This is a genomic window from Pseudomonas sp. 2822-15 (genome assembly GCF_002742515.1).
GTDB classification, from domain to species: Bacteria; Pseudomonadota; Gammaproteobacteria; order Pseudomonadales; family Pseudomonadaceae; genus Aquipseudomonas; species Aquipseudomonas salomonii.
Genome location: NZ_LJRY01000206.1, coordinates 19,706 through 42,085, shown reverse-complemented (window position 1 = coordinate 42,085; position 22,380 = coordinate 19,706). Strand labels below are relative to the sequence as shown.

At 55.5% G+C, this 22,380-nt stretch carries 34 protein-coding genes; 1 reads left to right on the top strand and 33 read right to left on the bottom strand.

The features are described from left to right. The 3 genes from AOA59_RS20855 to AOA59_RS20845 form a co-directional block, all read right to left on the bottom strand. A complete protein-coding gene (locus AOA59_RS20855) occupies positions 1 to 1,131 on the bottom strand; it encodes a site-specific integrase (protein WP_256593076.1) in 1,131 nt (376 codons plus the stop codon). Positions 1,132 to 1,347: 216 nt separating this feature from the next. After that, positions 1,348 to 1,875 (bottom strand): single-stranded DNA-binding protein, encoded by a 528-nt coding sequence (locus tag AOA59_RS20850; RefSeq protein WP_010467282.1) that lies wholly within the window; start codon positions 1,873 to 1,875, stop codon positions 1,348 to 1,350. A 9-nt stretch (positions 1,876 to 1,884) separates the two neighbouring features. Beyond that, complete coding sequence (locus AOA59_RS20845) at positions 1,885 to 3,279, bottom strand: MFS transporter (protein ID WP_099488901.1); 1,395 nt, start codon at positions 3,277 to 3,279, stop codon at positions 1,885 to 1,887. Positions 3,280 to 3,457: 178 nt separating this feature from the next. Between AOA59_RS20845 and uvrA the strand changes: the two genes are divergently transcribed. Continuing rightward, positions 3,458 to 6,292, top strand: a complete 2,835-nt coding sequence (uvrA, locus tag AOA59_RS20840) for an excinuclease ABC subunit UvrA (RefSeq protein WP_099488900.1) — start codon at positions 3,458 to 3,460, stop codon at positions 6,290 to 6,292. A 64-nt stretch (positions 6,293 to 6,356) separates the two neighbouring features. On the opposite strand, the gene bfr is transcribed toward uvrA, so the two are convergent. From bfr to rpsJ, 30 genes are all read right to left on the bottom strand, one after another. Beyond that, entirely contained in the window at positions 6,357 to 6,821 is a 465-nt protein-coding gene (gene bfr, locus AOA59_RS20835; RefSeq protein WP_003176400.1) for a bacterioferritin, read from the bottom strand. Between the two features lie 155 nt (positions 6,822 to 6,976). Beyond that, positions 6,977 to 8,416 carry a catalase gene (locus AOA59_RS20830; RefSeq protein WP_218212204.1) on the bottom strand — a complete coding sequence of 480 codons (1,440 nt, stop codon included), beginning with the start codon at positions 8,414 to 8,416 and terminating at the stop codon, positions 6,977 to 6,979. A gap of 246 nt (positions 8,417 to 8,662) precedes the next feature. After that, positions 8,663 to 9,049, bottom strand: a complete 387-nt coding sequence (gene rplQ, locus AOA59_RS20825) for a 50S ribosomal protein L17 (RefSeq protein ID WP_017135967.1) — start codon at positions 9,047 to 9,049, stop codon at positions 8,663 to 8,665. 41 nt (positions 9,050 to 9,090) lie between these two features. Next, a complete protein-coding gene (gene rpoA, locus AOA59_RS20820; RefSeq protein WP_003176403.1) occupies positions 9,091 to 10,092 on the bottom strand; it encodes a DNA-directed RNA polymerase subunit alpha in 1,002 nt (333 codons plus the stop codon). A 22-nt stretch (positions 10,093 to 10,114) separates the two neighbouring features. Further along, positions 10,115 to 10,735 carry a 30S ribosomal protein S4 gene (gene rpsD / locus AOA59_RS20815; RefSeq protein ID WP_003210056.1) on the bottom strand — a complete coding sequence of 207 codons (621 nt, stop codon included), beginning with the start codon at positions 10,733 to 10,735 and terminating at the stop codon, positions 10,115 to 10,117. An 18-nt stretch (positions 10,736 to 10,753) separates the two neighbouring features. Beyond that, positions 10,754 to 11,143: a 30S ribosomal protein S11 gene (gene rpsK, locus AOA59_RS20810; protein WP_002555466.1), complete on the bottom strand. Its 390-nt coding sequence runs from the start codon at positions 11,141 to 11,143 to the stop codon at positions 10,754 to 10,756. Positions 11,144 to 11,173: 30 nt separating this feature from the next. Next, positions 11,174 to 11,530 (bottom strand): 30S ribosomal protein S13, encoded by a 357-nt coding sequence (gene rpsM, locus AOA59_RS20805; protein ID WP_003210063.1) that lies wholly within the window; start codon positions 11,528 to 11,530, stop codon positions 11,174 to 11,176. Positions 11,531 to 11,659: 129 nt separating this feature from the next. Next, positions 11,660 to 11,776 (bottom strand): 50S ribosomal protein L36, encoded by a 117-nt coding sequence (gene rpmJ, locus AOA59_RS20800; protein WP_002555468.1) that lies wholly within the window; start codon positions 11,774 to 11,776, stop codon positions 11,660 to 11,662. A 28-nt stretch (positions 11,777 to 11,804) separates the two neighbouring features. Further along, entirely contained in the window at positions 11,805 to 13,133 is a 1,329-nt protein-coding gene (gene secY / locus AOA59_RS20795; protein WP_016969470.1) for a preprotein translocase subunit SecY, read from the bottom strand. Beyond that, positions 13,134 to 13,571, bottom strand: coding sequence for a 50S ribosomal protein L15 (gene rplO, locus AOA59_RS20790; RefSeq protein ID WP_003176407.1), 438 nt, complete (start codon positions 13,569 to 13,571; stop codon positions 13,134 to 13,136). It lies immediately after the preceding gene. A gap of 3 nt (positions 13,572 to 13,574) precedes the next feature. Beyond that, complete coding sequence (gene rpmD / locus AOA59_RS20785) at positions 13,575 to 13,751, bottom strand: 50S ribosomal protein L30 (RefSeq protein ID WP_003176408.1); 177 nt, start codon at positions 13,749 to 13,751, stop codon at positions 13,575 to 13,577. 2 nt (positions 13,752 to 13,753) lie between these two features. Next, positions 13,754 to 14,254, bottom strand: coding sequence for a 30S ribosomal protein S5 (gene rpsE / locus AOA59_RS20780; RefSeq protein WP_003176409.1), 501 nt, complete (start codon positions 14,252 to 14,254; stop codon positions 13,754 to 13,756). Positions 14,255 to 14,257: 3 nt separating this feature from the next. Then, positions 14,258 to 14,608: a 50S ribosomal protein L18 gene (rplR, locus tag AOA59_RS20775; RefSeq protein ID WP_017135964.1), complete on the bottom strand. Its 351-nt coding sequence runs from the start codon at positions 14,606 to 14,608 to the stop codon at positions 14,258 to 14,260. Positions 14,609 to 14,618: 10 nt separating this feature from the next. Beyond that, positions 14,619 to 15,152, bottom strand: a complete 534-nt coding sequence (gene rplF / locus AOA59_RS20770; RefSeq protein WP_003176412.1) for a 50S ribosomal protein L6 — start codon at positions 15,150 to 15,152, stop codon at positions 14,619 to 14,621. 12 nt (positions 15,153 to 15,164) lie between these two features. Continuing rightward, positions 15,165 to 15,557, bottom strand: a complete 393-nt coding sequence (rpsH, locus tag AOA59_RS20765) for a 30S ribosomal protein S8 (RefSeq protein WP_010566853.1) — start codon at positions 15,555 to 15,557, stop codon at positions 15,165 to 15,167. Positions 15,558 to 15,765: 208 nt separating this feature from the next. Next, positions 15,766 to 16,071: a 30S ribosomal protein S14 gene (rpsN, locus tag AOA59_RS20760; RefSeq protein ID WP_003176414.1), complete on the bottom strand. Its 306-nt coding sequence runs from the start codon at positions 16,069 to 16,071 to the stop codon at positions 15,766 to 15,768. A gap of 13 nt (positions 16,072 to 16,084) precedes the next feature. Then, positions 16,085 to 16,624, bottom strand: coding sequence for a 50S ribosomal protein L5 (gene rplE / locus AOA59_RS20755; RefSeq protein WP_003176415.1), 540 nt, complete (start codon positions 16,622 to 16,624; stop codon positions 16,085 to 16,087). 20 nt (positions 16,625 to 16,644) lie between these two features. After that, on the bottom strand, positions 16,645 to 16,959 hold the full coding sequence (gene rplX, locus AOA59_RS20750) for a 50S ribosomal protein L24 (RefSeq protein ID WP_003176416.1): 315 nt from the start codon (positions 16,957 to 16,959) through the stop codon (positions 16,645 to 16,647). Positions 16,960 to 16,970: 11 nt separating this feature from the next. Then, complete coding sequence (gene rplN, locus AOA59_RS20745; protein ID WP_002555479.1) at positions 16,971 to 17,339, bottom strand: 50S ribosomal protein L14; 369 nt, start codon at positions 17,337 to 17,339, stop codon at positions 16,971 to 16,973. A gap of 23 nt (positions 17,340 to 17,362) precedes the next feature. Then, complete coding sequence (gene rpsQ / locus AOA59_RS20740) at positions 17,363 to 17,629, bottom strand: 30S ribosomal protein S17 (protein WP_003176419.1); 267 nt, start codon at positions 17,627 to 17,629, stop codon at positions 17,363 to 17,365. Positions 17,630 to 17,631: 2 nt separating this feature from the next. Then, entirely contained in the window at positions 17,632 to 17,823 is a 192-nt protein-coding gene (rpmC, locus tag AOA59_RS20735) for a 50S ribosomal protein L29 (RefSeq protein WP_002555481.1), read from the bottom strand. Continuing rightward, a complete protein-coding gene (gene rplP / locus AOA59_RS20730; protein WP_003232424.1) occupies positions 17,823 to 18,236 on the bottom strand; it encodes a 50S ribosomal protein L16 in 414 nt (137 codons plus the stop codon). The genes rpmC and rplP overlap by 1 nt, the downstream gene beginning before the upstream one ends. Before the next feature lie 12 nt (positions 18,237 to 18,248). Next, the gene (gene rpsC / locus AOA59_RS20725; RefSeq protein ID WP_003176422.1) at positions 18,249 to 18,935 is read right to left on the bottom strand and encodes a 30S ribosomal protein S3; all 687 of its coding nucleotides are present in this window, start codon (positions 18,933 to 18,935) and stop codon (positions 18,249 to 18,251) included. A 13-nt stretch (positions 18,936 to 18,948) separates the two neighbouring features. Then, on the bottom strand, positions 18,949 to 19,281 hold the full coding sequence (gene rplV, locus AOA59_RS20720) for a 50S ribosomal protein L22 (protein ID WP_003103908.1): 333 nt from the start codon (positions 19,279 to 19,281) through the stop codon (positions 18,949 to 18,951). Positions 19,282 to 19,292: 11 nt separating this feature from the next. Further along, complete coding sequence (gene rpsS / locus AOA59_RS20715) at positions 19,293 to 19,568, bottom strand: 30S ribosomal protein S19 (RefSeq protein ID WP_002555486.1); 276 nt, start codon at positions 19,566 to 19,568, stop codon at positions 19,293 to 19,295. A 16-nt stretch (positions 19,569 to 19,584) separates the two neighbouring features. Next, positions 19,585 to 20,409 carry a 50S ribosomal protein L2 gene (gene rplB / locus AOA59_RS20710; protein ID WP_003176423.1) on the bottom strand — a complete coding sequence of 275 codons (825 nt, stop codon included), beginning with the start codon at positions 20,407 to 20,409 and terminating at the stop codon, positions 19,585 to 19,587. Between the two features lie 14 nt (positions 20,410 to 20,423). Beyond that, positions 20,424 to 20,723 carry a 50S ribosomal protein L23 gene (gene rplW / locus AOA59_RS20705; RefSeq protein ID WP_002555488.1) on the bottom strand — a complete coding sequence of 100 codons (300 nt, stop codon included), beginning with the start codon at positions 20,721 to 20,723 and terminating at the stop codon, positions 20,424 to 20,426. Continuing rightward, positions 20,720 to 21,322 (bottom strand): 50S ribosomal protein L4, encoded by a 603-nt coding sequence (gene rplD / locus AOA59_RS20700; protein ID WP_017135963.1) that lies wholly within the window; start codon positions 21,320 to 21,322, stop codon positions 20,720 to 20,722. The genes rplW and rplD overlap by 4 nt, the downstream gene beginning before the upstream one ends. 12 nt (positions 21,323 to 21,334) lie before the next feature. Beyond that, entirely contained in the window at positions 21,335 to 21,970 is a 636-nt protein-coding gene (gene rplC / locus AOA59_RS20695) for a 50S ribosomal protein L3 (RefSeq protein WP_003194649.1), read from the bottom strand. 81 nt (positions 21,971 to 22,051) lie between these two features. After that, positions 22,052 to 22,363 (bottom strand): 30S ribosomal protein S10, encoded by a 312-nt coding sequence (gene rpsJ / locus AOA59_RS20690; RefSeq protein WP_003186070.1) that lies wholly within the window; start codon positions 22,361 to 22,363, stop codon positions 22,052 to 22,054. Between the last annotated feature and the right edge of the window lie 17 nt (positions 22,364 to 22,380).

Sequence of the window (22,380 nt, the reverse complement as noted above, 5' to 3'; positions counted from 1 at the left end):
TCATTCACTCTTCCGATTCGATTTGGTGTAGCGCTCTTGCAGCTCAAGGCCTGCTTGCTGAGCTTTTTCTTTTGTATGCCTACGGTTGTAGGTGCGCGCAGTGCCGGAAGTTTCACTCCAGCCCATCCAGTAAGACCGGGTCTTCTCCTCTTCCTCGGGACTCATCCCTTTTTCTTCCGCTAGACGAGAAAACTGGTAATTCCAGTTGTGCCGAAGGGCGTGAGCATGAAATCCAGCGTTCTCGACGATGTCCGAGATTTGTCCCATCCATTTGCTGAAAGCTCCAATGGACAGTGGCGCGCCTTGCGTTGGGCCTGCCTTGTGAGTAACAAACAGATAGTCATGCCTCCTTGCGCCCGGCACTTTCTTACGAGCATCCATCACGTAATCACCAATTTTCTCAACCAGGGCAGGCGCGATGCGTATGCGACGGGGTCGTGTCTTAGCCGTAGGTTGATGCTTTCGCGTATCGAGACCTGAGTCAGGCCGGCGCACCACAGCCATCGTATTGTCGCCGAAGTTGATATCCCCAACCCTGAGGTTGAGCAGCTCGCCGCGCCGTATGCCCGTGAGTTTAAGAAGAAAGAACATCAAGGCATTGCGAAGCTGCACGTCGCCATCAAGGGCTGGATTGTCGGGCGATCCCGGCTTCAGCGCCGCCTCAATAGTCTCAATCACCTCTTCGCTGATATAAATCTCATCTCTATCAATGCTGGATTTATTGGGCCTGCTTGGCCGATGCGCCTTGATCGTCTCAACCATCCTTTTGACTACGTCATCAGCAAGTTGGGGGGCGACCCGATGGGCCAAGAACTGAAGGTATTGCGCGGCGATGCTGATACGGAAGTAGTGCACGTTGGCACCTACCACTTTGGGCTTCTGAAGAATCGAAGTAACCTTGGTGGGCCGCTCGCTCTCAAGAGAGCGTTGAAGGAAATCGCACAGGTCTCTGACCTGATTGTGATCAAGTAGCACGCCTTGCGTGAATGTCGACACTAGGTCTATGCCCAGACGTGACTCCCAGGCGCAGAGAGCTTTCAATGCGTTCAGAGCATTGGTGATGCTGTTAGCGGCATGAGAGCTCGCCCTCAATGTCCAGGTGATGAACAAGGTGGGATAGAAAAGAGGCATGCCCTCCTCGTCAACCAGGACGGAGAATCGCTCGCCATCTGACCCCCTGAACCTGCGTAGAAAGACGTCCATATATCCACACCAAAAACTTTACGTTTCGCATGGTTGCAGACTACCAAAAAAACGTCAATGAATAATTTTACACTCAAAAACGAAGAAGCCCCCGCATTGCGGGGGCTTCAGTCCTAAACTTTACAATAAAGTCTCAGGTAAGTCCTAGAACGGGATATCGTCATCAAAGCTGTCGAAATCCGGAGCCGGCTGTGGCGCGGCCTGCTGTGGAGGCGGTGCCTGGCGCGACTGTTGCGGGGCCGACTGCTGCGGGCGCGGAGCCTGCTGGCGGGGGGCCGGAGCGGATTGCTGGTAGTTATTGCCCCCACCTTGTTGATCGCCCTGCTGTGGACGGCCGCCCAGCAGTTGCATGGTGCCTTGCATGTCGACCACGATTTCAGTGGTGTAACGCTTGATGCCGTCTTTTTCCCACTCGCGGGTTTGCAGCTTGCCTTCGATGTAGACCTGCGAACCTTTGCGCAAGTACTCACCGGCGATCTCTGCAACCTTGCCGAACATCGACACGCGGTGCCATTCGGTTTTCTCGACCTTCTGGCCGGTCTGCTTGTCGGTCCACTGTTCGCTGGTTGCCAGACTCAGGTTGGTCACGGCGTTACCGTTAGGCAAGTAGCGAACTTCGGGATCCTGGCCGCATGTACCGACCAATATGACTTTGTTAACCCCACGGGCCATAACGTTCTCCTAAGCTGGGCGCGCTGTCGGCACTGGGTTGACCAGTTGCTCGAGCGTCGCGCGATCCAATAATTCGGTGTCCAATTTGATGTAAATGGCCGCCTCTTCAGCGACCACCACTGCATCTGTTACTCCGACGACGGCCTTCAAGCGCTCTACCAGGCCAGCTTCACGAATTGCTTCGGGCGACAACGGCAGGCGCAGACTTGTGACGTACGGAGGTTCGCGCATGGTAACAGCAAAGGCCAGCCAAAGTGCAGCCAGCCCGGCGCATCCCAGGAACACAACCGACAAACCGCCATGCTGGAACATCCAGCCACCCATGATGCCGCCCAGCGCCGAACCGAGGAACTGGCTGGTGGAATACACCCCCATCGCCGTGCCCTTACCGCCGGCCGGTGAAACTTTGCTGATCAACGAAGGCAATGATGCCTCCAGCAGGTTGAATGCGGTGAAAAACACCACCGTACCAATGACCAGTGCCCGCAGGCTGTCGCCGAACTGCCAGAAGAATAGCTCAGTGAGCATCAGCGTCGCGACGGCGCCGAGCAAAACTCGTTTCATTTTGCGTTTCTTCTCGCCGTAGATGATGAACGGGATCATGGCGAAGAACGAAATCAGCAAGGCGGTGAGGTACACCCACCAGTGCTGCTCCTTGGGCAAACCGGCTTTTTGCACCAGTGCCAGGGGCAACGCGACGAAGCTGCACATCAGCATTGCGTGCAACACGAAGATACCTAAATCCAGGCGCAGCAGGTCCGGGTGCTTGAGCGTCGGCAGTAACGCCTTGCGTGCAACGCCCGACTCACGGTGCGCCAGCGTGCCGGTAGAGCGCGGCACCATGAAGGCCACGATCACGATGCCGAACAACGCCATGCCGCCGGTGGCGAGGAACAGCCCGTGCAAACCGAAGGCGCGGGTCAGCAAGGGGCCGACCACCATCGCAACGGCGAAGGACAGGCCGATGGTCATGCCGATCATGGCCATGGCCTTGGTACGGTGTTGTTCACGGGTCAGGTCCGAGAGCAGCGCCATCACTGCCGCGGAAATCGCCCCGGCGCCCTGTAGGACGCGCCCGGCAATCACCCCCCAGATCGAATCGGATTGCGCCGCGAGCACACTCCCGAGGGCGAACACGATCAGCCCCAGATAGATGACGGGACGCCGGCCGATACGGTCGGAAATGATCCCGAACGGAATCTGAAAAAGCGCCTGGGTCAGGCCATAGGCGCCAATCGCCAAGCCGATCAGTGCGGGGGTCGCTCCTGCGAGATCCATTCCATAGGTCGCCAGCACCGGCAACACCATAAACATGCCTAGCATACGGAACGCGAACACCAGGGCCAGACCGCTTGCTGCTCGGGTCTCGCCGCTACTCGTGCGTTCGCTGTGGGGATCGTGCATGGAAAAACCTCGTGTGAACCGGCGGCGATTCTACCAGTCCCATCGATTGAGAGGGTATATGCGGCGCTTTGCCGCGCAGCTTTCATCTAAGGCTGCACCCGGCACTTTGACAGTGTATATTCATCCAGTCTTTAGCCGTATACTCCGGCATTATTTACGCCCGCCGTGCGAGGCCATCTTGGACAAGATCCTGATTCGTGGGGCTAGAACCCACAACCTGAAGAACATCGACCTGACCCTGCCCCGGGACAAACTGATCGTCATCACCGGCTTGTCCGGCTCGGGCAAATCGTCCCTGGCGTTCGACACGCTGTATGCCGAGGGCCAGCGCCGCTATGTTGAATCGCTGTCGGCCTATGCCCGGCAGTTCCTGTCGATGATGGAAAAACCCGACGTCGACACCATCGAAGGCCTGTCGCCGGCGATTTCCATCGAACAGAAGTCGACCTCCCACAACCCGCGCTCCACCGTGGGCACCATCACCGAGATCTACGACTACCTGCGTCTGCTGTATGCCCGCGTAGGTATTCCCCGTTGCCCGGACCACGATATTCCGCTGGAAGCCCAGACCGTCAGCCAGATGGTCGACCTGGTACTGGCCCAGCCGGAAGGCGCCAAGCTGATGCTGCTGGCGCCAGTGATCCGTGAGCGCAAGGGTGAGCACCTGTCGGTCTTCGAAGAGCTGCGTGCCCAGGGCTTTGTGCGGGCGCGCATCAACGGCAAGCTGTATGAGCTGGATGAAGCGCCGAAACTCGACAAGCAAAAGAAGCATTCGATTGATGTGGTGGTCGACCGCTTTAAAGTACGTGCCGATTTGCAGCAGCGTTTGGCGGAATCGTTCGAGACCGCGCTGAAGCTGGCCGATGGCATTGCCCTGGTCGCACCAATGGATGAGGAGCCCGGCGAAGAGATCATCTTCTCCGCACGTTTTGCCTGCCCGATCTGCGGCCATGCGATCAGCGAATTGGAACCCAAGCTGTTTTCCTTCAACAACCCGGCCGGTGCCTGCCCGACGTGCGATGGCCTTGGGGTGAAGCAGTTCTTCGACATCAAGCGCCTGGTCAATGGTGACCTGACGTTGGCGGAGGGCGCAATACGCGGCTGGGACAGGCGCAACGTCTATTACTTCCAGATGCTGGGGTCGTTGGCGTCGCACTACAAATTCAGCCTGGAAGTGCCGTTCAACCAACTGCCGGCCGAGCAGCAGAAAGTCATCCTGCACGGCAGTGGTTCGCAGAACGTCGACTTCAAGTACCTGAACGACCGTGGCGATATCGTCAAGCGCTCCCACCCGTTCGAAGGCATTGTGCCGAACCTGGAACGTCGCTACCGCGAGACCGAGTCGGCCAGCGTGCGCGAAGAGCTGGCGAAATTCCTCAGCACCCAACCTTGCCCGGACTGCCGCGGCACGCGCCTGCGTCGCGAGGCGCGGCATGTGTGGGTCGGTGAGAAAACATTGCCGGCGGTCACCAACCTGCCGATCGGCGATGCCTGTGAATACTTCGGTGTGCTCAAGCTGACCGGTCGCCGTGGGGAAATTGCCGACAAGATTCTCAAGGAAATTCGTGAGCGCTTGCAGTTCCTGGTCAACGTCGGCCTGGACTACCTGTCGCTGGATCGCAGCGCGGATACCTTGTCCGGTGGTGAGGCCCAGCGGATTCGCTTGGCCAGCCAGATCGGTGCCGGCCTGGTGGGCGTTCTGTACATCCTCGACGAGCCGTCGATCGGCCTGCACCAACGTGACAATGATCGCCTGCTGGGTACGCTCAAACACCTGCGCGATATCGGCAACACGGTGATCGTGGTTGAGCACGATGAAGACGCGATTCGCCTGGCCGATTACGTGGTCGACATCGGCCCAGGTGCGGGTGTGCATGGCGGGCATATTGTGGCTGAGGGCACGCCTGCCGAAGTGATGGCTCACCCGGACTCGTTGACCGGCAAATACCTGTCCGGTCGCGTGAAAATCGCAGTGCCAGCCAAGCGCACGCCACGTAACAAAAAAATGGCGTTGCACCTCAAGGGCGCGCGCGGCAACAACCTGCGCAATGTCGACCTGGAGATTCCGCTGGGCCTGCTGACCTGCGTGACCGGTGTTTCCGGCTCGGGCAAATCGACGCTGATCAACAACACGCTGTTCCCCCTGAGTGCCACCGCCCTGAACGGCGCGACCACCCTGGAAGCGGCTGCACACGACAGCATCAAGGGCCTGGAGCACCTGGACAAGGTGGTCGATATCGACCAAAGCCCGATTGGCCGCACACCCCGCTCGAACCCCGCAACCTATACCGGGTTGTTCACGCCGATACGCGAACTGTTTGCCGGCGTGCCAGAGTCTCGCTCACGGGGCTATGGGCCTGGCCGGTTCTCGTTCAACGTCAAGGGTGGCCGCTGCGAAGCATGCCAGGGCGATGGCCTGATCAAAGTGGAGATGCACTTCCTGCCGGACATCTACGTGCCGTGCGATGTGTGCAAGAGCAAGCGCTACAACCGCGAGACCCTGGAGATCAAGTACAAGGGCAAGAACATCCACGAAACCCTGGAGATGACCATCGAGGAAGCGCGGGAGTTCTTCGACGCGGTTCCGGCATTGGCGCGCAAGCTGCAGACGTTGATGGATGTGGGCCTGTCGTACATCAAGCTGGGGCAGTCGGCGACTACGTTGTCGGGCGGTGAGGCGCAGCGGGTGAAGTTGTCCCGTGAGTTGTCCAAGCGCGATACGGGCAAGACCCTGTATATCCTTGATGAGCCGACCACAGGCCTGCACTTTGCGGATATTCAGCAATTGCTCGACGTATTGCACCGCTTGCGTGACCACGGCAATACAGTCGTGGTGATCGAGCACAACCTCGACGTGATCAAGACCGCCGACTGGCTGGTAGACCTGGGGCCGGAAGGCGGCTCCAAGGGTGGCCAGATCATTGCGGTGGGCACGCCGGAGCAGGTCTCCGAGATGCCGCAGTCGCATACTGGTTACTACTTGAAGCCACTGTTGGCGCGCGACAAAGCCTGATTTATCGCGCTCATGAAAAAGCCCCTGTCACTTTGCGGTGACAGGGGCTTTTTTGTAGCTGGAATCAGAACTGCGATTGCAGGTAATTCTCCAGACCAATCAACTTGATCAACCCCAACTGCTTTTCAAGCCAGTAGGTGTGATCTTCTTCGGTGTCATTCAACTGCACGCGCAAGATCTCGCGAGTGACATAGTCGTTGTGCTGCTCGCAGAGCTCGATGCCCTTGCAGAGCGCGGCACGCACCTTGTACTCGAGACGAAGGTCGGCAGCGAGCATATCAGGCACCGTGGTGCCCACGTCCAGGTCGTCGGGACGCATGCGCGGCGTGCCCTCGAGCATCAGGATACGGCGCATCAGCGCATCGGCGTGCTGTGCCTCTTCTTCCATTTCGTGGTTGATACGCTCGTAAAGCTCGGTAAAGCCCCAGTCTTCGTACATACGCGAATGGATGAAATATTGGTCACGAGCTGCCAGTTCGCCCGTCAGCAACGTGTTGAGGTAATCGATTACGTCGGGGTGACCTTGCATCGCCCTACATCTCCCTGCTTGAAAGTCTGTAGTTTGAACCATGCTGACTCGAAGGTCACGGGACAAACGGCAGAAAAGCGAAGATATTCCGAGAAAAGTGGCGGAAATAACGCAAAAACCGCCCAAATGAGGGCGGTTCTGCTTCTCGTTTAGAGTCAGCTAAGCGTTACGCCCACTGCGGTTGAAATGCCCTGGCCATAAGCAGGGTCCGCTTCGAAAAAGTACGGAAGTACGCGCCGAATCACGTCGCTGCTAACACCTGCCATTGAACCGGCAATGTTGTTGATCAGCAAGGCCTTCTGAGCGTCGCTCATCAGACGGAACAACGCACCGGCGTGGCTGGTGTAGTCAGTGTCTTCACGGTGGTCATAACGATCGGCAGCGCCGCTCAGCGCCAATGACGGCTCGGCATATTGCGGTGCTTGTTTGGGTGCATCGGCATAGCTGTTTGGTTCATAGTTTGGAGACGCACCACCAAAACCAACGGACATGGAACCGTCGCGCTGATTGTTATTGACTGGAATTATTGGCGCGTTGACCGGCAATTGCTGGTGGTTGGTGCCAACACGATAGCGATGAGCATCGGCGTAGGCAAACACCCGGCCTTGAAGCATGCGATCTGGCGACAGACCAACACCCGGAACCATATTGCTTGGACCGAAGCATGCCTGCTCGACTTCAGCAAAGTAATTCTCTGGATTACGGTTCAGCTCCAACTCAGCCACCTTGATCAACGGAAACTCCTGCTGCGACCAGGTTTTAGTCACATCGAAAGGGTTTTCGTAGTGAGCAGCGGCCTGAGCCTCTGTCATGACCTGGATGCACACGTCCCATTTAGGGAAGTCACCCCGTTCAATTGCCCCAAACAGGTCGCGCTGAGCGTAATCAGGATCCGTACCGGCAATGCGCGTTGCCTCCTCAGGTGTCAGGTTCTTGATACCTTGCTGGGTTTTGTAGTGCCACTTGACCCAATGGCGCTCGCCTTTGGCATTGACCAAGCTGTAGGTATGACTACCGAAGCCATGCATATGGCGGTACCCATCAGGGGTGCCACGGTCCGAAAACAAAATTGTGATCTGGTGCAATGCCTCTGGGGACCATGACCAAAAGTCCCAGACCATCTGCCCGCTCTTCAAGTTCGTTTGCGGCAAACGCTTTTGGGTATGGATGAAGTCAGGGAACTTCAGTGGGTCACGAATGAAAAATACCGGCGTGTTGTTGCCAACAATGTCCCAGTTACCCTCTTCGGTATAGTGCTTCAGCGCAAAACCACGCGGATCGCGAGCCGTATCCGCCGAACCACGCTCGCCCCCAACGGTGGAGAACCGCAGGAAAGTCGGCGTCTGCTTTCCGACGGCTTCAAACAGTTTCGCGCGTGTGTATTGGGTGATATCGCGGGTGACCGTAAAAGTGCCGTAGGCGCCTGAACCCTTGGCGTGCACACGACGCTCAGGAATGTTCTCACGGTTGAAGTGCGCCAGTTTTTCGATGAGGTGGAAGTCATCGAGCAGCAATGGGCCACGCGGGCCCGCCGTGCGGGAGTTCTGGTTATCAGCGACGGGAGCGCCGCTGGCGGTAGTCAGAATTGTACTCATGCTCAATCTTCCTCAGGTCAGGCTTAGAACTGCCGGCTAATCGGCTTGGAGGGAGTATTGACCATCAAGATGACACCATCAAATGCATTAAATCATGGACTTTGATAGAAAATAACTAACACCCATCAGGGCGAGTAGAGTTTGTTTAAGAAGAGAACCGACAGTGACTTGAGAAATATAGACGGCTTTTCTATCGCCCACAAAAAACCGGGCACTAGGCCCGGTTCTTCGTTACAGCGTGTCGTCTTACTCGGCGCTTACAGCTTCGCCGGCAGTAGCACGATCAACCAACTCGACGTACGCCATTGGCGCGTTGTCGCCAGTGCGGAAGCCGCACTTGAGGATGCGCAGGTAGCCACCCTCACGGGTAGCGTAACGCTTGCCCAGGTCGTTGAAGAGCTTACCAACGATAGCTTTCGAACGAGTACGGTCGAAAACCAAACGGCGGTTAGCCAGGCTGTCTGTCTTGGCCAAAGTGATCAGCGGCTCAGCAACGCGACGCAGTTCTTTAGCTTTCGGCAGTGTAGTTTTGATCAGCTCGTGCTCGAACAGCGACACCGCCATGTTTTGAAACATGGCCTTGCGGTGCGAGCTGGTACGGCTCAGGTGACGACCACTTTTACGATGACGCATGGTTCATTCCTTACCAAACTCACGTTCGGTGATTACGACGATCAGGCAGTCGCCTTGTCGTCCTTCTTAAGACTTGCAGGCGGCCAGTTGTCGAGGCGCATGCCGAGGGACAGACCGCGGGAGGCCAGAACGTCCTTGATTTCAGTCAAGGATTTCTTGCCCAGGTTCGGAGTCTTCAACAGTTCTACTTCGGTACGCTGAATCAGGTCGCCGATGTAGTAAATGTTTTCCGCCTTAAGGCAGTTAGCCGAACGTACAGTCAGTTCCAGATCGTCAACCGGGCGAAGCAGGATCGGATCGATCTCGTCTTCCTGCTCGATTACCACTGGTTCGCTGTCACCTTTGAGGTCGACGAACGCAGCCAACTGCTGTTGCAGAATGGTTGCAGCGCGGCGGATAGCCTCTTCAGGATCCAGAGTACCGTTGGTTTCCAGATCAATAACCAGCTTGTCCAGGTTAGTACGCTGCTCGACACGGGCGTTTTCCACCACGTATGCGATACGGCGAACCGGGCTGAACGAAGAGTCAAGCTGCAAGCGACCAATGCTGCGGCTTTCGTCTTCATCGCTCTGACGCGAGTCGGCCGGTTCATAACCACGACCACGAGCTACGGTGAGCTTCATGTTCAGGGCGCCGTTAGACGCCAGGTTAGCGATTACGTGATCGGGATTAACGATCTCGACATCATGATCCAGCTGAATATCGGCAGCGGTAACCACCCCCGAACCCTTCTTCGACAAGGTCAGCGTAACTTCGTCACGGCCGTGCAGCTTGATAGCCAGACCTTTAAGGTTCAACAGGATTTCAATTACGTCTTCCTGTACACCTTCGATGGCGCTGTACTCGTGGAGCACACCGTCAATCTCGGCCTCGACTACTGCACAGCCGGGCATTGAGGACAACAGGATGCGGCGCAGCGCGTTGCCCAGGGTGTGGCCAAAACCACGCTCGAGAGGCTCGAGAGTGATCTTGGCGCGGGTTGGACTGACAACCTGCACATCAATGTGGCGGGGTGTCAGGAACTCATTTACCGAAATCTGCATGGATGCACCTATTTTCTAGCCCTTACTTGGAGTAGAGCTCGACAATCAGGCTTTCGTTGATGTCGGCGGACAGATCACTGCGAGCAGGAACGTTCTTGAAAACGCCCGACTTCTTCTCAGTGTCTACTTCTACCCATTCTACGCGGCCACGTTGGGCACACAGATCGAGAGCTTGGACAATGCGAAGTTGGTTTTTTGCTTTCTCGCGAATCGCGACCACGTCACCAGCACGAACCTGGTAGGACGGAACGTTAACGGTTTGGCCGTTTACGCTGACGGATTTGTGCGATACCAGCTGACGGGATTCGGCACGAGTCGAACCAAAGCCCATACGGTATACAACGTTGTCCAAACGGCATTCGAGCAGTTGCAGCAGGTTTTCACCGGTTGCACCTTTCTTGCCAGCAGCTTCTTTGTAGTAGCCGCTGAACTGACGCTCGAGAACGCCGTAGATACGACGGACCTTCTGCTTTTCACGCAGTTGGGTGCCGTAATCGGACTGGCGACCGCGGCGTTGGCCGTGGATACCAGGTGCTGCTTCAATGTTGCACTTCGATTCGATCGCGCGCACGCCGCTCTTCAAGAAGAGATCGGTGCCTTCGCGACGAGCGAGTTTGCATTTTGGACCAATGTAACGAGCCATTCTTTACAATCTCCTGGATTACACGCGGCGCTTCTTCGGCGGACGGCACCCGTTGTGCGGGATTGGCGTCACGTCGGTGATGCTGGCGATCTTATAGCCACAGCCGTTCAAAGCACGGACAGCAGACTCACGACCTGGACCTGGACCTTTGACGTTAACGTCGAGGTTTTTCAGGCCGTATTCCAGCGCAGCTTGACCAGCACGTTCAGCAGCTACTTGAGCAGCAAACGGAGTGGACTTGCGGGAACCGCGGAAACCCGAACCACCAGAGGTAGCCCAAGACAGCGCGTTACCTTGACGGTCGGTGATGGTCACGATGGTGTTGTTAAAAGAAGCATGGATGTGGGCGATGCCATCAACCACTGTCTTTTTAACTTTTTTACGAGGACGAGCAGCAGGTTTTGCCATGATAATTTTCCTGTCGATTCGCGTGGGCGATTACTTGCGGATCGGCTTACGCGGACCTTTACGGGTACGCGCGTTAGTCTTGGTACGCTGACCGCGTACTGGAAGACCACGACGATGACGCAGACCACGGTAGCAACCGAGGTCCATCAAACGCTTGATTTTCATGTTGATTTCGCGACGCAGGTCACCTTCAGTGGTGAACTTCGCCACTTCGCCACGCAACAGCTCAATCTGCTCGTCGCTCAGATCCTTGATCTTTGCGGCTGGGTTTACCCCAGTGTCTGCGCAAATTTTCTGCGCAGTAGTGCGACCAACACCATAGATGTAGGTCAGCGAGATAACAGTGTGCTTGTTATCTGGAATGTTAACGCCTGCAATACGGGCCATTCAGTGGGACTCCAATTGACAGCTACCTACGCCCCGGAAGCCAAGAAATAGGGCGCGAGATAATATCGCTGTAATAACAAATAATCAACCCGGCAGCGCACTAGCTGCCGGGCTTCAAGCGGATCACACTCAGCCTTGGCGCTGTTTGTGACGCGGTTCCGCGCTGCAAATTACTCGAACAACACCTTCGCGGCGAATAATCTTGCAGTTACGGCACAGCTTTTTCACCGATGCACGAACTTTCATCACCAACTCCTCGAACCTTATGGGGTACTCAGCGCAACATGCCGCTGCCGTAGCCCTTCAGGTTGGCTTTCTTCATCAGGGATTCGTACTGGTGCGAAACGAGGTGCGATTGTACTTGGGACATGAAGTCCATCACAACCACGACCACGATCAGCAACGAGGTCCCGCCAAGGTAGAACGGAACGTTTGCTGCAACCACCAGGAACTGGGGAAGCAAGCACACGGCCGTCATATATAGAGCACCGAACAGGGTCAAACGAGTCAGAACGCCATCAATGTAGCGTGCCGACTGCTCACCTGGACGGATACCCGGAATAAAGGCACCGGACTTCTTCAGGTTTTCCGCTACGTCTTTCGGATTGAACATCAACGCCGTATAGAAGAAGCAGAAGAAAATAATCCCTGCACTAAACAGCAGAATATTCAACGGCTGACCAGGAGCGATCGACTGAGAGAGGTCCTGCAGCCAGCCCATATTTTCAGACTGACCAAACCAGGTACCCAACGAAGCCGGAAACAGCAAAATGCTGCTCGCGAAAATTGCCGGAATAACACCGGCCATATTCACTTTCAGCGGCAAGTGGCTGGTCTGCGCAGCAAAGACCTTGCGGCCCTGCTGACGCTTGGCGTAGTGAACAGCAATACGACGCTGGCCACGCTCAATGAACACCACAAAACCGATAATCGCTACTGCCAGCAAACCGATGGCAACCAAGGCGAAGATATTGATATCACCCTGACGTGCAGACTCGAAAGACTGCCCAATTGCTCTCGGAAGACCGGCGACGATACCTGCGAAAATCAACATCGAGATACCGTTACCAACACCACGCTCAGTAATCTGCTCACCCAGCCACATCATGAACATCGCACCAGCCACAAACGTGGATACCGCGACGAAATAGAAGCCAAAGTCACCAGTGAACGCAACGCCCTGCCCCGCCAGGCCAACGGACATGCCGATAGCTTGAACCAGGGCGAGAACGACAGTGCCGTAGCGGGTGTACTGGCTAATCTTGCGACGGCCAGCTTCACCTTCCTTCTTCAACTGCTCCAGCTGCGGGCTCACAGCGGTCATCAACTGCATGATGATCGATGCCGAAATGTACGGCATGATCCCCAGTGCAAAGATGCTCATCCGTTCCAGCGCGCCGCCGGAAAACATGTTGAACAAGCTAAGAATGGTCCCCTCATTCTGTCGAAACAGGTCTGCGAGTCGGTCCGGGTTGATACCTGGAACCGGGATGTGTGCGCCTATTCGGTAGACGATAATCGCCAGGAACAGAAAACGCAGACGAGCCCAAAGTTCAGACATACCGCCTTTGCCGAGCGCTGAGAGAGCACCTTGCTTAGCCATTTATTCCTCGAACTTGCCGCCAGCTGCTTCGATAGCCGAACGCGCACCTTTGGTGGCGCCGATTCCCTTGCCGATAGTGACAGCGCGAGTCACTTCACCGGACAGCATGATTTTCACACGCTGTACGTTGACGTTGATCACGTTGGCATCTTTCAGGGTCTGCACAGTAACGATATCGCCTTCCACTTTAGCCAGCTCGGACAGACGCACTTCTGCGCGATCCATGGCTTTCAGGGATACGAAACCGAACTTAGGCAGGCGACGATGCAGCGGCTGTTGACCGCCTTCAAAGCCAGGAGCAATGGTGCCACCGGAGCGGGAGGTTTGACCTTTGTGGCCACGGCCACCAGTCTTACCCAAACCGCTACCGATACCACGGCCCGGACGATGCTTTTCGCGACGGGAACCCGGCGCTGGACTCAGATCATTGAGTTTCATCGATTAACCCTCTACACGCAGCATGTAGTAAGCCTTGTTGATCATCCCGCGATTCTCGGGAGTATCCTGGACTTCTACAGTGTGACCGATGCGACGCAGACCCAAACCTTTAACGCACAGTTTGTGGTTAGGAATGCGGCCGGTCATGCTTTTGATCAGCGTTACTTTAACGGTAGCCATGATCAGAAGATCTCCTTGACAGTCAGACCACGCTTGGCAGCGATGGACTCAGGAGATTGCATAGCTTTCAAACCCTTGAAAGTGGCGTGAACCACGTTTACCGGGTTAGTCGAGCCGTAGCACTTGGCCAGAACGTTCTGGACGCCAGCAACTTCGAGGACAGCACGCATAGCGCCGCCAGCGATGATACCGGTACCTTCAGAAGCAGGCTGCATGTACACCTTCGAAGCGCCGTGAGCGGACTTCATTGCGTACTGCAGCGTGGTGCCGTTCAGATCAACTTGGATCATGTTGCGACGAGCAGCTTCCATTGCCTTCTGGATCGCAGCAGGCACTTCACGTGACTTGCCACGGCCGAAGCCAACACGCCCTTTACCATCACCCACCACGGTTAACGCGGTGAAAGTGAAGATACGGCCGCCTTTAACGGTTTTGGCTACGCGGTTAACTTGAACCAGCTTCTCAATGTAGCCTTCGTCGCGCTTTTGGTCGTTATTTGACATAACTTAGAACTCCAGCCCAGCTTCACGAGCAGCATCAGCCAGCGCTTTCACGCGACCGTGGTACTTGAAGCCAGAGCGGTCGAAAGCCACTTGCGAGACGCCCACGGCCTTAGCACGTGTAGCGACCAGCTGGCCAACCTTTGTGGCCGCGTCGATGTTGCCGGTGGCACCATCACGCAGTTCTTTATCCAAAGTCGAGGCGCTGGCCAGGACTTTGTTGCCGTCGGCCGAGATGACCTGGGCGTAGATGTGCTGCGACGAGCGGTACACGCAGAGACGCACGACTTCGAGTTCGTGCATTTTCAGGCGTGCTTTGCGAGCGCGACGCAGTCGAGTAACTTTTTTGTCGGTCATTTGCTATGCCCTACTTCTTCTTGGCTTCTTTACGACGGACGACTTCGTCCGCGTAGCGCACACCTTTGCCTTTGTACGGCTCTGGTGGACGGAAGTCGCGGATCTCAGCGGCCACCTGACCTACCAGCTGCTTATCAATACCCTTGATCAGGATATCGGTTTGGCTAGGGGTCTCAGCGGTGATGCCTTCCGGCAGTTCGTAATCCACTGGGTGCGAGAAGCCAAGGGCCAGGTTCAAAACCGTGCCTTTTGCTTGCGCTTTGTAACCAACACCGACCAGCTGGAGCTTACGCTCGAAGCCTTGGCTTACGCCTTGGACCATGTTGTTTACCAACGCACGCGTGGTACCGGCCATTGCGCGAGTTTGTTGATCGCCATTGCGAGCAGCGAAACGCAGCTCACCAGCTTCTTCAACGATCTCAACGGACGAATGGATGTTCAGTTCAAGAGTGCCCTTGGCACCCTTCACCGAAAGCTGTTGGCCTGCGAATTTTACTTCGACACCGGCTGGCAGCTTAACGGGGTTCTTAGCGACGCGAGACATGCTTATCCCCCCTTAGAACACAGTGCAAAGAACTTCGCCGCCGACACCGGCAGCGCGCGCAGCACGATCCGTCATCACACCTTTGTTGGTGGAGACGATAGACACGCCCAGACCGCCACGAACTTTCGGCAGATCTTCAGCGGACTTGTACTGACGCAGGCCTGGACGGCTAACGCGCTTCACTTCTTCAATGACCGAACGGCCTTCGAAGTACTTCAGCTCGATGGACAGCAGTGGCTTGGTTTCGCTGCTGATCTGATAACCCGCAATGTAGCCTTCGTCTTTCAGGACTTTGGCAACAGCTACCTTCAACTTGGAAGATGGCATGCTTACGACGGACTTTTCAGCCATCTGGGCATTACGGATACGAGTTAGCATGTCCGCTAACGGGTCCTGCATACTCATGGGCTAGACGCTCCTAATACAAAAAAATTAGCCTTGCGGCTACATATGTCGCCGAGAATCTCCGGCCATAAAAAACACGGGCTCAGGCGAGCCGCGTATTTTAGACACACTCCGGAAATGAAACAAGCCCCAAAAGGGGCTTGATCCAGATTCAAGGTCACCGGCGGTCAGTATCTTGCGATTCTGCCCGCCAGGACGTTGAAAGTACTTACCAGCTGGCTTTAACCAGACCTGGTACGTCACCACGCATTGCCGCTTCACGCAGTTTGTTACGGCCGAGGCCGAACTTGCGGTAAACGCCGTGTGGACGACCGGTCAGGCGGCAGCGGTTACGCATGCGCGAAGCGCTTGCGTCACGTGGCTGCTTCTGCAGAGCAACTGTCGCTTCCCAACGTGCTTCTGGACTTGCGTTCAGATCAACGATGATTGCTTTCAGTGCTGCACGCTTCTTGGCGTACTTGGCAACCGTGAGCTGACGCTTCAGCTCGCGGTTTTTCATGCTCATCTTGGCCATGGTCCTACTCCAATCAGTTGCGGAACGGGAATTTGAAAGCACGCAACAGGGCGCGACCTTCATCATCGTTCTTGGCAGTGGTGGTCAGGGTGATGTCCAGACCGCGGAGAGCATCGATCTTGTCGTAGTCGATTTCCGGGAAGATGATCTGCTCTTTCACGCCCATGCTGTAGTTACCACGACCATCGAAGGACTTGGCATTCAGGCCGCGGAAGTCGCGAACCCGAGGCAGGGAGATCGACAGCAGACGATCCAGGAATTCATACATACGCTCACGGCGCAGAGTCACTTTGACGCCGATCGGCCAACCTTCACGGACTTTAAAGCCAGCGATGGATTTCCGAGCGTAAGTCACAACGACTTTTTGACCGGTGATCTTTTCCAGGTCAGCAACAGCGTGCTCGATGACTTTTTTGTCACCGACCGCTTCGCCCAGACCCATGTTCAGGGTGATTTTGGTAACGCGTGGAACTTCCATCACGTTCGAAAGCTTAAGTTCTTCCTTAAGCTTCGGTGCGATTTCTTTCCAGTAAATCTCTTTTAGTCGTGCCATGGTCTTCTACCTAGCAGTGTTCAAGCATCAACCGCTTTTTGGGTCGACTTGAAGACACGAATTTTCTTGCCGTCTTCTACTTTGAAACCAACGCGGTCAGCCTTGTTGGTTTCGCCGTTGAAAATGGCGACGTTAGAAGCGTCCAGTGGAGCTTCTTTTTCGACGATACCGCCTTGTACGCCCGACATCGGGTTAGGCTTGGTATGACGCTTAACCAGGTTCAGACCGCCGATAACCAGACGGTTATTAGCGAGAACCTTAAGCACCTTACCGCGCTTACCTTTGTCTTTGCCGGCGATCACGATGATCTCGTCGTCACGACGAATCTTTTGCATGTCGGATCTCCTTACAGCACTTCTGGGGCGAGCGAGACGATCTTCATGAACTTCTCAGTACGAAGCTCACGGGTCACTGGCCCAAAGATACGGGTGCCGATCGGCTCTTGCTTGTTGTTCAGAAGAACAGCAGCGTTGCCATCAAAGCGGATAATAGAGCCATCAGCACGGCGTACGCCGTGACGAGTGCGGACTACAACAGCAGTCATCACTTGGCCTTTTTTCACTTTACCGCGAGGAATTGCTTCCTTCACGGTAACTTTGATGATGTCACCGATACCAGCGTAACGACGATGGGAGCCACCCAGCACCTTGATGCACATAACACGGCGAGCGCCGCTGTTATCGGCCACATCGAGCATGGATTGAGTCTGAATCATATAATTTCTCCGACCCCTAGTCCTTAGACTTCCACAGCGCGTTCGAGAACATCAACCAGTGCCCAAGACTTGGTCTTGGCCAGCGGACGAGTTTCACGAATAGTGACTTTGTCGCCGATGTGGCACTGGTTGGTTTCGTCGTGCGCGTGCAGCTTAGTCGAACGCTTAACATATTTACCGTAGATCGGGTGCTTAACGCGACGCTCGATCAGTACGGTGATGGTTTTGTCCATCTTGTCGCTGACAACACGGCCAGTCAGCGTACGGACAGTCTTTTCGGCTTCAGCCATGATCACTTACCTGCCTGCTGGTTGAGCACAGTCTTCACGCGAGCGATGTCACGCTTAACTTGCGAGAGCAGATGAGACTGCCCCAACTGGCCAGTTGCTTTCTGCATACGCAGATTGAACTGGTCGCGCAGCAGGCCGAGCAGTTGCTCGTTCAGCTGCTGTGCGGATTTTTCACGAAGTTCATTCGCTTTCATCACATCACCGTCCGTTTAACAAAGGCGGTGGCGAGCGGCAGCTTTGCAGCAGCCAGGGCAAAAGCCTCACGCGCCAGCTCTTCAGTTACACCCTCGATTTCATACAGGACTTTGCCTGGCTGAATCTGGGCTACCCAGTATTCCACGTTACCCTTACCTTTACCCATCCGAACCTCGAGAGGTTTTTTGGAGATCGGCTTGTCCGGGAATACACGGATCCAGATCTTGCCGCCACGTTTAACGTGACGGGTCAGTGCACGACGCGCTGACTCGATCTGACGAGCGGTGAGACGACCACGAGCTACAGACTTCAGCGCGAACTCGCCGAAGCTGACTTTGCTACCGCGCTGAGCCAGACCACGGTTGTGGCCTGTCATCTGCTTGCGGAACTTCGTACGCTTAGGTTGCAACATTTGGCGTACCCCTTACTTAGCAGCTTTTTTACGAGGCGCTGGTGCTTGTGGTTTCAGTTCTTCTTGGCGACCACCAATTACTTCGCCCTTGAAGATCCAAACCTTTACACCGATCACACCGTAAGTGGTGTGAGCTTCGTAGTTGGCATAGTCGATGTCGGCACGCAGGGTGTGCAGTGGCACACGACCTTCGCGATACCATTCAGTACGTGCGATTTCAGCACCGCCGAGACGACCGCTCACTTGGATTTTGATGCCTTTGGCACCAATGCGCATGGCGTTCTGTACAGCGCGCTTCATAGCGCGACGGAACATTACACGACGCTCCAGCTGCTGAGCTACGCTCTGCGCAACCAGCATACCGTCGAGCTCCGGCTTACGGATCTCTTCGATATTGATGTGCACAGGCACACCCATTTGCTTGGTCAGGTCCTGACGCAGTTTCTCAACATCTTCACCTTTCTTCCCGATAACGATACCTGGACGAGCGGTGTGGATGGTGATACGTGCAGTTTGTGCCGGACGATGGATATCGATACGGCTTACGGACGCGCTTTTTAGTTTGTCTTGGAGATACTCACGCACCTTCAGATCAGCGAACAAATAGTCCGCATAAGTCCGACCGTCTGCGTACCAGACGGAGGTGTGCTCCTTGACGATTCCCAGGCGAATGCCAATGGGATGTACTTTCTGACCCATCTCTTCGACTCCGTTACTTGTCAGCAACCTTGACAGTGATATGGCAAGACCGCTTGACGATGCGATCAGCACGGCCTTTGGCACGTGGCATGATGCGCTTCAGCGAACGCCCTTCGTTGACGAAAACGGTGCTGACCTTCAGGTCATCAACGTCTGCGCCTTCGTTATGCTCGGCGTTGGCTACGGCCGACTCCAGCACTTTCTTCATGATCTCGGCGGCTTTCTTACTGCTGAAAGCCAACAGGTTGAGCGCTTCGCCCACCTTCTTCCCGCGGATCTGGTCGGCGACCAAGCGGGCTTTCTGGGCGGAGATTCGAGCGCCCGACAACTTAGCGGCTACTTCCATTTCCTAACCCCTTAACGCTTGGCTTTCTTGTCTGCCACGTGCCCACGATAAGTGCGGGTACCGGCAAACTCGCCCAGTTTGTGGCCGACCATGTCTTCGTTAACGAGAACTGGGACGTGTTGACGACCGTTGTGTACTGCGATGGTCAGACCGACCATTTGTGGCAGGATCATCGAACGACGCGACCAGGTCTTAACTGGTTTGCGATCGTTCTTTTCCGCCGCCACTTCGATCTTCTTCAGTAGGTGAAGATCAATAAAAGGACCTTTTTTCAGAGAACGTGGCACTGTCGTATCCCTCTATTTACTTGCGACGACGGACGATCATTTTGTCGGTACGCTTATTACCACGAGTCTTCGCGCCCTTAGTCGGGAAGCCCCATGGCGATACCGGATGACGACCACCAGAGGTACGACCTTCACCACCACCGTGTGGGTGGTCAACCGGGTTCATGGCAACACCACGAACGGTTGGGCGAACGCCACGCCAGCGTTTGGCACCAGCTTTACCCAGCGAACGCAGGCTGTGCTCGGAGTTCGAGACTTCACCCAGGGTCGCGCGGCATTCAGCCAGCACTTTACGCATCTCACCAGAACGCAGACGCAGGGTCACGTAGACACCTTCACGAGCGATCAGCTGAGCCGAAGCACCAGCGGAACGAGCGATTTGCGCGCCTTTACCTGGCTTCAATTCGATGCCGTGTACGGTGCTACCAACTGGAATGTTACGCAGTTGCAGAGCGTTGCCCGGCTTGATCGGTGCCAAAGCACCTGCGATCAGCTGGTCACCAGCACTCACGCCTTTAGGGGCGATGATGTAGCGACGCTCGCCATCTGCGTACAGCAGCAGAGCGATGTGAGCAGTACGGTTTGGATCGTATTCGATACGCTCGACAGTGGCAGAGATGCCATCTTTATCGTTGCGACGGAAATCGACCAGACGATAATGCTGCTTATGGCCACCACCGATGTGACGAGTGGTAATACGACCATTGTTGTTACGACCACCAGTCTTCGATTTTTTCTCGAGCAGCGGTGCGTGAGGAGCGCCTTTATGCAGCTCCTGGTTGACCACCTTGACCACAAAACGGCGGCCAGGGGAAGTCGGTTTGCATTTAACGATTGCCATGATGCACCCCTTCCTTACTCAGCACTGCTGCTGAAATCGAGATCTTGGCCTGGCTGAAGGGAGATAACTGCCTTCTTCCAGTCATTACGCTTGCCCAGACCGCGAGCAGTGCGCTTGCTCTTACCCAGAACATTCAGGGTAGTAACACGCTCTACTTTCACGCTGAACAGGCTTTCGACGGCCTTCTTGATTTCCAGCTTGGTTGCATCAGTTGCAACCTTGAAAACGAACTGGCCTTTCTTGTCAGCCAGAACCGTAGCCTTTTCGGAAACGTGCGGGCCAAGCAGAACTTTAAATACGCGTTCCTGGTTCATCCCAGCAGCTCCTCGAATTTCTTCACGGCCGACACGGTGATCAACACCTTGTCGTATGCGATCAGACTAACTGGATCGGAACCTTGCACGTCACGTACATCAACGTGTGGCAGGTTGCGAGCAGCCAGGTACAGGTTCTGATCAACAGCTTCCGACACGATCAAAACGTCGGTCAGGCTCATGTTGTTCAGTTTGCCCAGCAGATCTTTGGTTTTTGGACTTTCAACAGCGAAGTCTTGAACCACGACCAGACGATCAGTACGCACGAGTTCAGCAAGGATGGAGCGCAGTGCTGCGCGATACATCTTCTTGTTGAGCTTCTGAGTGTGATCCTGTGGACGAGCTGCGAAAGTGGTACCGCCGCCACGCCAGATTGGGCTACGGATAGTACCGGCACGAGCACGGCCAGTACCTTTCTGACGCCAAGGGCGCTTACCGCCACCACGTACGTCGGAACGGGTCTTTTGCTGCTTGCTACCTTGACGGCCGCCGGCCATGTAGGCCACGACTGCTTGGTGAACCAGCGTCTCGTTGAATTCGCCGCCAAATGTCAGTTCGGAAACTTCGATCGCTTGAGCGTCATTTACATTTAATTGCATGTCAGCTTCCCCTTAACCGCGAGCCTTGGCCGCTGGACGTACAACCAGGTTGCCGCCAGTAGCGCCAGGAACAGCACCCTTGACCAACAACAGATTGCGTTCAGCGTCGACGCGCACTACTTCGAGGGACTGCACGGTCACGCGCTCAGCGCCCATATGACCGGACATTTTTTTGCCCTTGAATACACGACCAGGAGTCTGGCACTGGCCAATAGAGCCCGGGACGCGGTGGGAAACGGAGTTACCGTGAGTGTTGTCTTGGCCACGGAAATTCCAACGCTTGATCGTACCCTGGAAGCCTTTACCCTTGGACTGACCGGTTACATCAACCAGTTGACCAGCGGCGAAGATTTCAGCGTTGATCAGATCGCCAGCCTGGTAGTCGCCGTCTTCGAGACGGAACTCCATAACAGTGCGACCAGCTGCAACGTTTGCTTTAGCGAAGTGACCTGCTTGAGCAGCAGTCACGCGCGAAGCACGACGCTCGCCGACAGTGACTTGCACTGCACGATAGCCATCGGTTTCTTCAGTTTTGAACTGGGTGACGCGATTCGGCTCGATCTCAATGACCGTGACCGGAATGGAGACACCTTCTTCGGTGAAAATACGGGTCATACCGCATTTACGACCGACTACACCAATAGTCATGTTGTAAACCTCATGAGTGTACGGGGCTTTCACCCGCTATGGCCGCCCATTTCAGAGCGTTACACGACTAAGACCCAAGTCTTAGCCGAGGCTGATCTGTACTTCCACACCGGCCGCCAGATCAAGCTTCATAAGTGCATCAACGGTTTTATCCGTTGGCTGGACGATGTCCAGTACGCGCTTATGAGTACGGATCTCGTACTGGTCACGCGCGTCTTTGTTGACGTGCGGGGAGACCAGAACGGTGAACCGCTCTTTACGGGTAGGCAGTGGAATTGGACCACGCACTTGAGCACCAGTACGTTTCGCGGTTTCCACGATTTCCTGGGTGGATTGGTCGATCAGGCGATGGTCAAAAGCCTTCAACCTGATACGGATTTGCTGATTTTGCATTGGATTTCAGACTCCGG